General features: G+C 58.5%; 14 protein-coding genes. 4 read left to right on the forward strand and 10 right to left on the reverse strand.

Annotation, left to right across the window (positions count from 1 at the left end):
* Window positions 1-84: 84 nt before the first annotated feature.
* The 3 genes from WD429_RS10500 to WD429_RS10510 all read right to left on the reverse strand — a co-directional run bounded on the left by WD429_RS10500 (window position 85) and on the right by WD429_RS10510 (window position 3,279).
* Window positions 85-393: a hypothetical protein gene (locus tag WD429_RS10500; protein WP_368422120.1), complete on the reverse strand. Its 309-nt coding sequence runs from the start codon at window positions 391-393 to the stop codon at window positions 85-87.
* 30 nt (window positions 394-423) lie between these two features.
* Complete coding sequence (locus tag WD429_RS10505; protein ID WP_368422121.1) at window positions 424-564, reverse strand: hypothetical protein; 141 nt, start codon at window positions 562-564, stop codon at window positions 424-426.
* Window positions 565-666: 102 nt separating this feature from the next.
* Entirely contained in the window at window positions 667-3,279 is a 2,613-nt protein-coding gene (locus WD429_RS10510; protein ID WP_368422122.1) for a DUF6351 family protein, read from the reverse strand.
* Window positions 3,280-3,510: 231 nt separating this feature from the next.
* Between WD429_RS10510 and WD429_RS10515 the strand changes: the two genes are divergently transcribed.
* Window positions 3,511-4,296 (forward strand): enoyl-CoA hydratase, encoded by a 786-nt coding sequence (locus tag WD429_RS10515; protein ID WP_368422123.1) that lies wholly within the window; start codon window positions 3,511-3,513, stop codon window positions 4,294-4,296.
* Here WD429_RS10515 and WD429_RS10520 read toward each other — a convergent pair.
* Genes WD429_RS10520 through WD429_RS10530 form a run of 3 tightly spaced genes read right to left on the reverse strand, consistent with a single transcriptional unit; the run spans window position 4,293 to window position 6,479 of the window.
* Window positions 4,293-4,778, reverse strand: a complete 486-nt coding sequence (locus tag WD429_RS10520) for a DUF192 domain-containing protein (RefSeq protein ID WP_368422124.1) — start codon at window positions 4,776-4,778, stop codon at window positions 4,293-4,295. The two genes, WD429_RS10515 and WD429_RS10520, sit on opposite strands and share 4 nt — an antisense overlap.
* On the reverse strand, window positions 4,775-5,536 hold the full coding sequence (locus WD429_RS10525) for an ABC transporter permease (protein WP_368422125.1): 762 nt from the start codon (window positions 5,534-5,536) through the stop codon (window positions 4,775-4,777). The genes WD429_RS10520 and WD429_RS10525 overlap by 4 nt, the downstream gene beginning before the upstream one ends.
* Window positions 5,537-5,558: 22 nt before the next feature.
* Window positions 5,559-6,479 carry an ABC transporter ATP-binding protein gene (locus tag WD429_RS10530; RefSeq protein WP_368422126.1) on the reverse strand — a complete coding sequence of 307 codons (921 nt, stop codon included), beginning with the start codon at window positions 6,477-6,479 and terminating at the stop codon, window positions 5,559-5,561.
* Window positions 6,480-6,600: 121 nt separating this feature from the next.
* On the opposite strand from WD429_RS10530, the gene WD429_RS10535 reads away from it, so the two are divergent.
* Both WD429_RS10535 and WD429_RS10540 read left to right on the forward strand, forming a co-directional pair.
* The gene (locus WD429_RS10535; RefSeq protein ID WP_368422127.1) at window positions 6,601-7,086 is read left to right on the forward strand and encodes a hypothetical protein; all 486 of its coding nucleotides are present in this window, start codon (window positions 6,601-6,603) and stop codon (window positions 7,084-7,086) included.
* Window positions 7,087-7,117: 31 nt separating this feature from the next.
* The gene (locus WD429_RS10540; RefSeq protein ID WP_368422128.1) at window positions 7,118-7,423 is read left to right on the forward strand and encodes a hypothetical protein; all 306 of its coding nucleotides are present in this window, start codon (window positions 7,118-7,120) and stop codon (window positions 7,421-7,423) included.
* 22 nt (window positions 7,424-7,445) lie between these two features.
* On the opposite strand, the gene WD429_RS10545 is transcribed toward WD429_RS10540, so the two are convergent.
* From WD429_RS10545 to WD429_RS10555, 3 genes are read right to left on the reverse strand one after another with little or no spacing between them, the layout of a single operon-like run.
* Window positions 7,446-8,912, reverse strand: a complete 1,467-nt coding sequence (locus tag WD429_RS10545) for a PhnE/PtxC family ABC transporter permease (RefSeq protein WP_368422129.1) — start codon at window positions 8,910-8,912, stop codon at window positions 7,446-7,448.
* Between the two features lie 19 nt (window positions 8,913-8,931).
* Window positions 8,932-9,582 (reverse strand): phosphonate ABC transporter ATP-binding protein, encoded by a 651-nt coding sequence (locus tag WD429_RS10550; RefSeq protein ID WP_368422130.1) that lies wholly within the window; start codon window positions 9,580-9,582, stop codon window positions 8,932-8,934.
* Window positions 9,582-10,448 carry a putative selenate ABC transporter substrate-binding protein gene (locus tag WD429_RS10555; protein ID WP_368422131.1) on the reverse strand — a complete coding sequence of 289 codons (867 nt, stop codon included), beginning with the start codon at window positions 10,446-10,448 and terminating at the stop codon, window positions 9,582-9,584. The genes WD429_RS10550 and WD429_RS10555 overlap by 1 nt, the downstream gene beginning before the upstream one ends.
* A 136-nt stretch (window positions 10,449-10,584) precedes the next feature.
* Between WD429_RS10555 and senB the strand changes: the two genes are divergently transcribed.
* On the forward strand, window positions 10,585-11,577 hold the full coding sequence (senB, locus tag WD429_RS10560) for a selenoneine biosynthesis selenosugar synthase SenB (protein ID WP_368422132.1): 993 nt from the start codon (window positions 10,585-10,587) through the stop codon (window positions 11,575-11,577).
* Here the strand turns inward: senB and selD are convergent.
* Window positions 11,561-12,131: selenide, water dikinase SelD (gene selD, locus WD429_RS10565; protein ID WP_368422133.1), on the reverse strand; the 571-nt coding region annotated here is incomplete at its 5' end. The two genes, senB and selD, sit on opposite strands and share 17 nt — an antisense overlap.

A 12,131-nucleotide genomic window follows, 5' to 3' on the forward strand; every position in this document is an offset into this window, starting at 1 on the left:
GTAAGCATCATATCGAGTAGGCTGGGCGTCACCGACTCATCCCTCTCACACAACCGTACATAGTCGACCCTGCAAAACTAAAAATCAGTATAAAGGTAATGAGTTGGCCTGATTTTCAGGTCGGTCAGTTGAGGTAGCGTGGTCATTGCTTCGGTTCCTTGATGTCAGTCGGTGGGTATCTTCCCTTGCCGAGTTCTGGTTAATCAACTGCCGGCGGCCTTGCCGGTATATGAGCCAGCTGATGACGAAAAAACTGAAGGCCAGCAGCAGGCCACGCCAGAACAGGAAGACAACCGGTTCGACGGAGGTGATCTTTACGAGGAGTGCGTCCGCGGTAATAAACAGCACGCCCAGTAATGCAATGGTCAGCCCTTTTATCCGGGTTGCTTCCATAATTGTACTGCCGGTTTGTGACGCGTGTTATTAGTAGTTCTGTTCCGGCAATGGCTCGATCTTGTTGATGTCTCCGGTCGGGACAGCCGGGTCGTCCCTCATGACTATAAGGATACCGCCCACGATAATGGCAATGGCGACAACGATTTTGAGGATGGTGGATTTCTGCATGATCGCCTCTCCCTGCAACGGTTCACATAACTTATCTTGTGGGTGAGGCGGCAGGATAGCAAGCCATACAGGGGCAGAATCAACTGCCCCTGTATGGCGGAATTACAGGTTGGTTCTCGGGTTCAGGTCAACGCCAAACGCCGGTGATGCCCAGCCTGCAACGGTCTCTTCCAGTGCCGGCAGTGGTTCGCCGCCCGTGGTGACGTCACGTTCGCTGCCGTACTGCAGCCAGGTCAGGGTGGGTACTTTGCCGACCGGTGGTTTGCTGAAATCACAGACGCCGTCCGGGAAGATCTCCGCGACTTTTCTTGCGAAGCCTTCGGAGGTATCACCGCCAAGGAAGTTCAAGGGATAGTCTGCCGGGTCCACGGGTTTGAGTTGGCACTTGTTGTTCAGTGTGGTGATTGAGTCACCGGCTACGGTACGTGGTGTACCAAAACGAGTCTGGACCACCAGTTGCTGGGTTTCCACCACCGCGTCTGTGATTGGTTCCAGCGGATCGGTGATGGTGTCGGGAAGTCCCAGTTCGCCCAGGTTCAGGCCACAGACCTGTCCGGTGGCAATATCCAGTATTTGGCCCAGCTCGGCGGGGAAGGTGGGGATCTGGTCAGAATCCAGCCCGGAGACTTGCGGCTCGGGGTAAAGCAGGTTGCCGGTGTAGGGTGCCTTGGGACCTTCCTCGGAGAACGGCGCTGACAGTGACAGGCAGCGATCCCTGGCGGTGACGGGCTTGTTGGCGATGACTTTGTCCGGTATCGGGGTCGTTTCCTGGTCGGTTTCAATGTCGGCCAGCCACTGGTCCATGACAAGCAGGGCTTCAGTGGTGAATATGGTATCGCCTGCCAGCGGGAAGGCGCCGTACCAGATCACATGGTTACGGGCGTGGCCCTGGGTTTCCTGCAGACGGGCCCGTACCTGCCAGGAATGGAAGGCATCGTGGGCGATACCGGGGTCCGGGCCGCGCAGGTCGATGATGGGCACATTGGCAAGGTTTTCCGCGGTGTTGACGGCACCGGTACGGTATGCGTTTTCCAAGGCTTCCGGTTCGGCCACGGTGCGCCCTGGCTGATAGTTGATGTCCACATCCAGGCCGCCGATATTGCGGTTGACGGCCAGGAACTGGTCACCGGTAATAATCCCGTCCTGCAAGGCCTTGAGGCCGTACTGAACGCCGCTGTTGTCCAAAGGGATGCCGGTAAAGCCCCGTGTCAGCAGTTGCTCGTTGGGGGACCACGCCTCTGGCTGGCGCGTGCCAAACTGGTTGATCATGTAATCAATCAGGCCACAACGCAGGCCATCAGGGCGGGTTTCCGGGTCATAGACTTCGGCCTGCCCGGCAAGGCCCGGGCAGTTCTCCTGGTCCGGTTCGGCGGAGGGAAAGAAGGCCAGGTCGGAAACAATCGGGTTGACGGGCAGATGCCCATAAAGCGCGGGCCACTGAACCGCCAGTACCGGTGAGGCAAGCAGGCTTTCAACGAAGGTCAGCAGGTCGGCCGGGTCTTCGGATACCTTGTTGCCAAGGTATTCGTTGAGCAGATTGTAATCGGCGAACTGGGTGGCGGTGGTCCACACATCCGGGTAGGAGCATTGAACGATCAGCCCCTGGTAAATGCCGGGGTAGGCGTTGGCAATGTGCTGCTGGGCAATGGCTCCGCCGGAGCACCCGGTGCCGATGGTGTAGCGCACCGGTCCATACTGCTCGACAATGTGCTCCTTCGCCATCACGAGGGATTCCGCCGCAGTTACCAGGTTGACGTTATGTCCGAGGTTGGCCTGTGCGGTGGACAGGGTTACGAACCCACGGGCAAGGGCAACGGAAATACTGTCTCCAAGCAGGGTTTCCGCACCCTCCGGAGCGGTCCCGGCTATATCACCATTGGGCGGCTGCCCCATGCCGTAACTGACACCGACGTTGCCACCGTGGTGAATCAGGATCTTGCCGTTCCACTGTTCCTGGGGCGACAACGCGGTCCATTCCTGATCCGGCTGGTACAGGGACATGACCTGATAGCGATCACGATTCATCACGCCTGTTTCTACACGCACAATGTAGGGGACCGTGACGCCTTCATCGGTTGTGACCTGGGCAATGTCTTCGGAGGGTGGTGGGTTCTCGGGGTCATAAGGCAGGAAAGAACCCGGCAGCCCGGGAGACTCCGGGTCAAAGCTTTCGGCAAACAGATCGAACTTTGACTGGGGCACGTATTTGAACTCGAATTCCGCCGGCTGGTTGCACTTGTCGTCTACCGGATTCTCGTTGGTACAGTTCCAGGGCTGCACCTGGGGGCCGGAGAATACCGGGCCGCCCTTGGGGTGATTGATGATGGTTTGACGCAGCACGCCACCCTTGCCGAGAATCACCTTGAGTTCGTTCTCCCCCAGTTCCAGGCCTGTGATCAGGCCACGGAGTGCGCCGTCCTCCATGGGTGCCAATGAGTCACTGATGTCTTTGCCGTTCAGCTGGATTTTGGCACCCTCGAGATTTTTTGAGGTTACTTCTATCAGGGCATCTCCGCCATTAATCAGGTCAGTGCGGTTCGAGAGGACGCGAATGGATCCCTTGCCGGAAAATTCCTGCTGTTCGGAACCCACTACGCTGTTATCGGACGGTTGGTCAGAATCCGAAGAATCTCCGCCGCCTGGTCCGCAGCCGGTCAATGCTATGGCGAGTGCCAGGGTAAGGGCTGATTTGTTCGGGATTGTTAATGTGCTCATTGGAACCTCGTTCTTTTTGTTATTTCTGTTACGTTTTGTCAAGAATTTTTGTCATAACAACATAAGTTTGTCCAATGGGGCCTTGGCCAGACGGACATTAGTGCCTGTCATTTTTGTGAACTAAATCACAATTGATTGGTGGGCCTGTCACGGACGATGCCGACGAAAGTCTGCTCGACTTGGTGCCAGCTCCGCTGAATACTGTGAGAAAACATGGCGAATGAGGTCACTATGACTGCGGAAGAAATGATTACTGTTGCTACCGAGAACGGCATCACCACGCTGACCCTGAACCAGCCAGAGAATCGCAACAGCCTGTCCATGGCCATGTTGCAGGCGCTGTCTGACCGGCTTGAAATCCTGGCCGATGATGCGGATACGCGGGTTGTGGTGCTGGCCGCCAGTGGCCGGGTGTTCTGTGCCGGCCATGATCTGAAGGAGATCCGTGAGCAGTTTGGCAGCCAGGACCAGCAGAAGGCGCTGTTCGATCAGTGCAGCAAGGTGATGCAGCAGGTAGTTAACCTGCCGAAACCCGTCATCGCCCGGGTGGCCGGTGTGGCAACGGCGGCCGGCTGTCAACTGGTGGCCAGCTGTGATCTGGCCGTGGCTGCCGACACGGCCCGCTTTGCCACGCCAGGGGTGAACATTGGTCTGTTCTGTTCAACGCCGATGGTGGCGCTCTCCCGCAATGTGCATCGCAAGCACGCCATGGAAATGCTGCTGACCGGCGAGATGGTGGATGCCTTGCGCGCCGAGCAAATCGGGCTGGTGAACCGGGTGGTTGATGAGCAAGTTCTGGATGACACGGTCTACCATATGGCCCGCAACATTGCCGATAAATCCAGCCATACCCTTCGCGTTGGTAAAGAGGCCTTTTACCGGCAGTTGGAACTGGGGTTGGGAGATGCTTACGAGTACACCTCCCAGGTCATGGCGGACAACCTCTCGGCGGACGACGCTCAGGAAGGTATCTGTGCGTTTCTGGACAAGCGGAAGCCGGAGTGGAAGGACCGCTAATCGGCGTTTCGGCAGGCTTCTTCGCCCACGACCAGGCGGTCACCGACCTGTACTTTGTGCTCGTCAAAGAATCCCTGGTTCATTTCCAGCGCCGATAGGAAGCTCACGCCGGCGGGGTAGGAGGGGCAGTCCGCTGAGCGGCTTGAGTCGCAGGGTGCCATCTGCCGGATGGCACCAATGGTGCCGTCTTTGTCGAGATAGGCGATATCCAGCGGGATCCGGGTTTTGTACATCCAGAAGCCATGGTCCGGGTCTCGCGCGGTCTGGTAGAGAAACAGCATGCCGCTGTTGTCGTCCAGCGAGGTGCGCGCCATCAGGCCGTTGCGGCGCTGGTCGGGGGTTTTGGCCAGTTCCAGGGTTATGGGAACCTGCCGGCTTTCCGTGATCAGGCAGGCTTCTGCCTCAGGCAAGCGGTCCGCCGCACACGCCGCCGTCACCAGCGCCATCATCACCGTAACGGTGCCTGCCTGAAGGCTGTTCATGACCGCAGCCGGTATCCGGTTTTGAATATCCACCACACCGCCACCATGCAGGCGGTCAGGAACAGCACCGTCATGCCCACGCTGATACCGACATGCACATCGGAAACCCCGTAGAAAGCCCAGCGGAACCCGCTGATGAGGTACACCACCGGGTTGAACAGGCTGATGGTTTGCCACACGGCCGGCAGCATGTCGATGGAATAGAAGGTGCCGCCAAGGAACACCAGGGGGGTGACGATCATCATCGGGACGATCTGGAGTTTCTCGAAGCCATCCGCCCAGATGCCGATGATGAAACCGAACAGGCTGAAGGTGACGGAGGTCAGTACCAGGAAGGCAAACATCCAGAACGGATGGAGCACGTCGTAGTCGACGAACAGCCGTGCGGTGGCGAGAATAATCAGCCCGAGGATAACCGATTTGGTGGTGGCGGCCCCGACATAGCCGATGACCACCTCCACGTAGGAGACCGGGGCGGAAAGCACTTCGTAGATGGTGCCTGAGAACTTGGGCATGTAGATCCCGAAGGAGGCATTGGAAATGCTCTGCATCAGCAATGACAACATGACCAGGCCCGGAATGATGTAAGCGCCGTAGCTGATGTTGTCGATGTCGCCCATGCGGCTGCCAATCGCCGAGCCGAAAACCACGAAGTAGAGGCAGGTTGAAATCACCGGCGACGCTACGCTCTGCATCAGCGTGCGGCGCATGCGGGCCATTTCAAACCCGTAGATGGCGCGGATACCGTAATAGTTCATGGATGCTCCCGTTTGCGGCGGCTCACTCGTGGACCAGGCCGACAAAAATCTCTTCCAGCGAACTTTCCCGTGTTCGCAGGTCCCGGTATTCGATTCCGATGTCGCCCAGGGTGCGCAGCAGGCGCGCAACGCCGGCCTGTTCCTGTTGGGAGTCAAAGGTGTAGATCAGCTCGTAGCCGTCGTCAGACAGCTCCACCGGTTCCAGAACCAGTTCGCCCGGTACTTTCTCGAGGGGGTGCTGTAACTGCAGCCGGAGTTCCTTCTTGCCAAGCTTGCTCATTAGCCGGGCCTTGTCTTCCACCAGAATGATTTCGCCCTGGCGGATAACGCCGATGCGGTCGGCCATTTCCTCGGCTTCTTCGATGTAGTGGGTGGTGAGAATGATGGTAACGCCGTCTTCACGGAGCTTGCGCACCATTTCCCACATATCACGGCGCAACTCGACATCGACGCCGGCGGTGGGTTCGTCCAGGAACAGAATGCGGGGTTCGTGGGACAGCGCCTTGGCGATCATTACCCGGCGCTTCATGCCGCCAGACAGGGACATGATGCGGTTGTCCCGCTTGTCCCACAACGACAGGTCTTTCAGCACTTTTTCGATGTGGGCAGGTTTCGGTGCCTTACCGAAGAGGCCACGGCTGAAGGATACGGCGTCCCACACGGTCTCAAACGCGTCGGTGTTCAGCTCCTGGGGCACCAGGCCGATGGTTTCCCGGGCTTTGCGGTAATCCCGCACGATGTCGTGCCCGGCGGCTTTCACCTCTCCGCTGGATTTGTTGACGATGCCGCAGATAATGCTGATCAGCGTGGTCTTACCGGCACCGTTGGGGCCGAGCAGGGCGAAGATTTCGCCACGGGTGATCTCAAGGTTAATGTCCCGAAGGGCCTCAAAGCCATCGGCGTACACTTTATTGAGGTGCTTAACGGAAATGTCCGGCTGCACTGGCGTATCCTATGGGTGGTGAATCAAAGCCGGGTATTTTCTCACGATGGGCAGGGGTTTAGAAACCTTTGCCTTCGTCAGCGGAATGCTCATAATGCCAGCTTTGCTTGGGAGAGCGGTTTTGTTAAGAGTAATTGCAGTCGTCGTACTGATGATTGGCTTGGTGGGTATCGCCGTGTTCGGCCCGAAATGGCTGATGTCGATCACCGATGACGGCCCCACCGCCACCCAGGTGTGTGACCTGCAGACCGGCCCCTGCCAGTGGAAAATGAATGGCGCGCCGTGGGTCGCTGAACTGGAACGGGGCGATGTGGGTGATCAGGGCCAGGAATACCGTTTGCGCCTGCACACCAGATCGGCTCCGGAGCGGTTGATGGCGGTGCTGAAAGGCGAGTCCATGTATCTGGGTGAGTACCCGGTTCCGCTAAGCCAGGTGAGTTCCGACAATGGCGACAGCGGCATCGAAACCTGGGAGGCGCATTTCACCGCACCGTTTTGCACAACGGACCCTGGCATGACCTGGCGTATCGACCTGCAGGCGCACAACAGCCCAATGAATGAGCTGCCGGTTAAAATGCTGTTCCAGGCTGAGGGCCGGGGTAGCTGAAAACGAACAACACGAGGACAGGGAAGATTCGATGGATTATGGCGACAGTGTTCAAAAAGTACTTCTGAGAAAAATCCGCAAAACCGAGCAGGATCTGCTCCAGCTCAAACTGGATTATTGCCGGTTTGTGTTCGGGCTGACCCACAGAGCGAAGGTGGAGGTCGGTAGTCAGCCGTATCTGGTGCGCTCAGTGGATGTAAACAGCATGGCTGTTCTGGACGACGATACCTTCAGCCGGCCCGTGCTAGACGGAGTGCCAGCGAACGCAGATGATAATGCCGAGCCCGTCAGCCTGGGCAACGATTGGACCCTGGTGCAACCTGTTTCCGTCAAATAAAGGCTGTGCATCCCCTCGGGCATCAGCAGGTGGGCATCGTCTGTAGCGCCAGTTTGCGGCGGATGTAACGGCCCAGGATATCCACGCCGATATTCAGCAGCGCAGTGATCAGGATCAGCACCATGGCGCGGTCAAAGCGGATCTGCTGGATGGCGCTGTCGACGTAAAAGCCCAGCGTATAAATCCCCAGAATCCCCAGTATTGCGGTTTCCCGCATGATGATTTCCCAGCGATAGAACAGAAAAGCCAGGAACGAACGGTATACCCGGGGAACCAGCTCCCAGCTGTAGCGGTTGAATCCGGTTGGCGCGTCCGGGCGCAGGTGAATGGTGTTGGTCTGCCGGCCAATCAGGTGGCCGATGATGCCGCCGTTATGGAGGGCGAGGGCCACCACGGCGGGCAGCATCGACGGCCCCCACAATTGCAGCAGAATATACGCCAGGATGTATTCGGGCGTGGAGCGGGCAATCACCAGGAATACGTGCCCGGACGTGCGTCTGATCGGCCCACCGAAATGGTTTGATATCAGCGGAAACGCCAGCAGCGTGAGGATGCCGGTGCCGACCAGGGCAATCTGAGTCAGCAGCAGGGTGTTCCAGATTCCCGGCAGCGCGTCGTTGAGCATGAGATCGTTGAGCCAGGGCACCAGCCCCGTCAGCCCTTCGCCGTCGCGGATCGGTGCCGGGACAATATCCTGGGTAAAGAAGCGTTCCACGTTGCCCCACACAATGGGCATGCCATCACCCAGGAAGAAGGGCGCGCCCAGCACATAGATGGGCAGCAGTTTGGGCTTCACCCAGAGCGGCATACTGGCAATCAGCAGATAAAACAGAATGAGCATGGCACCGGCTTCGGAATACAGCCCCTGGGAAAACGAGCTCTCCAGATAAAAGCCCAGTGTCGGCAGGCCCACAAACCCGAGAATGGCGCTTGAGCGCAGGCCACACTCAAGGCGATACGCCGTGTAAGTGCGCAACTGCACCCAGCAGTCGGGAATGCGGGCGTACAGAAACGCGGAAAATACGCCGGTTCCGGGCGGCAGTATGCGGGCCGGACCAGGGTCGGCTTCGTCCAGGATTTCGGAGTACACCTTTGCGAAAATACCGGAGTAGGGGATGGCAATGGCCAGTACCCCGGTCAGTGGGTGAAACCCAAAGAACTGCAGAAAGATCAGTGCCCAGAACAGTTCGTGGATCGCACGGATAAAGGCGCAAAATATGCGCACCGGGTAGAAGCGGTAAACCAGCGAGAGCAGAAATCCGCAGGCGCTGCCCAGTGCGACTCCGACAAAGGCAAACGCAACGGTTCGGAGCAGGGCGGTGGCAAGCCCTTCGGAACTGAAAAAGTCGGGTGTGGCAACGCCAAGAAAGAACCGCCCGAGATCACGCCAGGGGTTGGCCGTGGTGATCGCAATGTCTGCGAAGAACAGACCGGCCACGGCCACGGCCAAAAATAGCAGGCTGACTCTGACGGTAGGGGAAAGATGCATAAAGTCTGTCGCGGCCCCGTCAGTACAGCTGCATGATGTCAGCAGGCCTGAGGCGCTCGCTGGCTTCGTCGAGAGCAATCTGACCGTCCTGAATACCAATGATTCGCGTGGCGTAGGTCAGCGCCATGTCTACGTCATGCAGTGCAATAACGGCCGTGGTAAATCGCTGGGTCAGGGTTTTCATAACCAGGTGGGCCATGGGGCCATCCAGTGCGGATACGGGCTCGTCTGCCAGCAGCAACTCGGCGTTACGATAGGCCGCCCGTGCAATGGCAACGCGCTGGCGCTGGCCGCCGGACAGTGACGCTGTGGGTGTCCAGAACTTCTCCGCCATGGAAAGTTCCTTGAGCAGTTCCCTGACGGCGTCTTTGTCTGAACTGAACGGACGTACCAGGGTCGCCAGGTTATACCAGGCGGAATGGCGATCAAGCTGCCCCATGAAGACATTGTGGAAAACCGGCAGCGCATTGACCAGCCCCAGGTCCTGAGGGACCAATGCGGAATGGCCATCAACGCGGTCGTGTATCAGCTTGATCAGCGTGGACTTGCCCGCACCGCTCTTGCCGACCAGTGCAACCCGTTCGCCTTCTTTGACGTCCAGCGAAAGCGGGCCAATGACCCGCTCGCCGTCAAACGATGCCGATAATCCCGACAGTGAGAATCCCGTCATTAATCGAGGATTCCAATCTGTTCTGCGACTGACTGGATAGGCGCATAGTTCTCGTTGGCGGTCGGGATGAAGCCGGAGCGCGGGAAGCTTTCCAGAAGCTCGGGATCGTCCATATCCAGCAGCGCCTGACGGACTTTTTCCATAAACCCGTCACCGTAACGCTCGTCTACGTCACCACGGATGGTCCACTGGTAGTTGGGGTAAGCCGGCGTTTTCCAGATGACTTTGACCTCATCCGTGTCGATGTTGCCATTTTCCAGCTCTTTTTCCCAGACCGCGTAGTTGATGGCCCCCACATCGTAGGTGCCGGCTTCCACCAGCCGCAGGGTGCGGGTGTGGTTGCCGCTGAACCCAACGCGGGAGAACACTTCTTCCGGCGCTTCCTCAAAAATCGTGCGAATGTGGTACTCGGGAATCAGGCGGCCGGAGGTCGAGCCCTTGGAGCCAAACGTGAAGGTCTTGCCGCGAATGTCTTTGGACAGCGTGTCGGACTTTTCCAGCCCGGTGCTTTTATGGGCGATGAAGTAGTTATAGAAGGCTTCGTCTTCCACGCCCTGGGCGAGGGCTTGTGAGCCCGGTACCAATGACCGTGCCTGTACACCGGACAAACCACCGAACCACGCCAACTGAACCTGATTGTTGCGGAAGGCCGAGATGGCGGCCGCGTAAGATTTGACCGGAATGTATTTGACCTCGATATCCAGTTCTTTTTCGAGGTAATCGGCTATGCCCCGGAAGCGCTCCACGAGCTTGGTTTCGTCCTCATCCGGGATCGCTGTAAACACAAAAGTCTGGGCAGAAACAGCGAGCGGAGTCAGCAGAAGCAGGCTGGAAAGTACGAATTTCCGTATAAAGCTCGTGGCCATGAGTTTTTCCTTACGAACGTTGAATTTAGCAGGGTGTAACGTTTCACTGAAAGCAGGATACCCTGATTTACCTCGGGCATGAACAGCTATACGATTGATCCAGATAAACAGCTCAGTTGAGGCACAGACCCAGTTTATGCAGATACACATTCTGACACCGGCGCAGCCGGGTTCCAGGGCCGGAAACCGGGCCACGGCTGAGCGCTGGCAGTCACTGCTTGAGGCAGTTGGGCATCAGGTTCGCGTGCTTACGGCGCTCAGCGCAGAACCCTGTGACCTGTTTATAGCGCTGCATGCCTGGCGTAGCCACGAGGCTATTGAAGCCTTCCGGCAGGCCCGGCCACATGTGCCGATCATCACGGCGCTGACCGGCACCGATATTTACTTTCATCAGCATGAGTATCCGCAAGCGACTCACCACTCGATGGAACTGGCGGATGCGCTGATTGGCCTCCATCAGCTGGTCGGCGGCGATATTCCGCCTCAGTTCCGGCACAAACTGGCGATCGTTCTTCAGTCCGCGACCGCACCAGACGCGGTCGCGTTACGTGATCCACGCACGGATGTGTTCGAGGTGTGTGTCGTCGGCCATTTGCGGGACGAGAAAGATTCACTCCGCGCCGCACTGGCGTGCCATCACCTTCCCGCCGACTCGCGCATTCGCGTGGTTAACGCTGGAAAACCCCATAATCGGGAGTGGCAGACAAAGGCCGAACAGGAGCAGGGCAGTAACCCGCGTTTTCAGTGGGTGGGCGAACTGGATCAGGCCCAGACCCGCGCACTGATGACCCGTTGCCGCCTGATGGTGATCAGCTCGATCATGGAGGGTGGTGCGAACGTGGTTTCAGAGGCCTGCCGGGCCGGGTTGCCGGTTCTGGCTTCGGATATTCCGGGCAACCGGGGGTTGCTGGGTGATGATTATGCCGGGTATTTCCGGGTCAGTGACGATCAACACCTCGCCGAGCTGCTGTACCGGGCGGAGCACAACGCGGACTACCTGAACCAATTGCATCAACAGGTGGCTGCAAAAGCGGCTGCGTTTGTGCCCGAGTCAGAGCAGCGCTGCCTACTGTGGGCCGTGTCACAGGCCGTTGCCCACAGCAGGGAGCGAATCAGTCGCGAAGGGTGATGGGTTCGATGGGGCCGGTGTCATCCTGCGGCAAAACCCGCCCGATGATGGCGGTGTGCGGGTAACCCAGGGCTTTGAGCTCCCGTACACAGTCGTCCGCCACCGCCGCCGGTACGCTGGCCAGCAGTCCGCCGGCGGTCTGGGGGTCGAAGATCAGCGGATAACGGGGATGGTTGACCCAGCGCTCCTGATCCCGGATTCCCCGGCGCAAGCGAATGTTGGCCGGCTGCAGCGAGCTGAGAATACCGGCTGCCGCTGTTTCTTCAGCACCGGGCAGCACGGGGATGGCAGAGAGGTCCAGTTCGGCATCCACACCGGAGGGCCGCGTCATTTCCACCAGATGGCCCAGCAAGCCAAAGCCGGTTACGTCGGTGCAGGCTTTTGAGCCAAACCGGTGAAGGCAGTGTGCAGCGCTTTGATTGGACTGGATCATGGAGGCCAGAGCGGAATCGATCCAGCGCCCCTTGGCGGCCAGTTTCGCGTGGGCCGCGAACAGGGTGCCGGTACCAATCGGCTTGGTCAGGATCAGCGCATCGCCTGCCTTTAACCCGCCT

The sequence above is a fragment of the Marinobacter sp. genome, from assembly GCF_040904845.1.
GTDB lineage: Bacteria > Pseudomonadota > Gammaproteobacteria > Pseudomonadales > Oleiphilaceae > Marinobacter.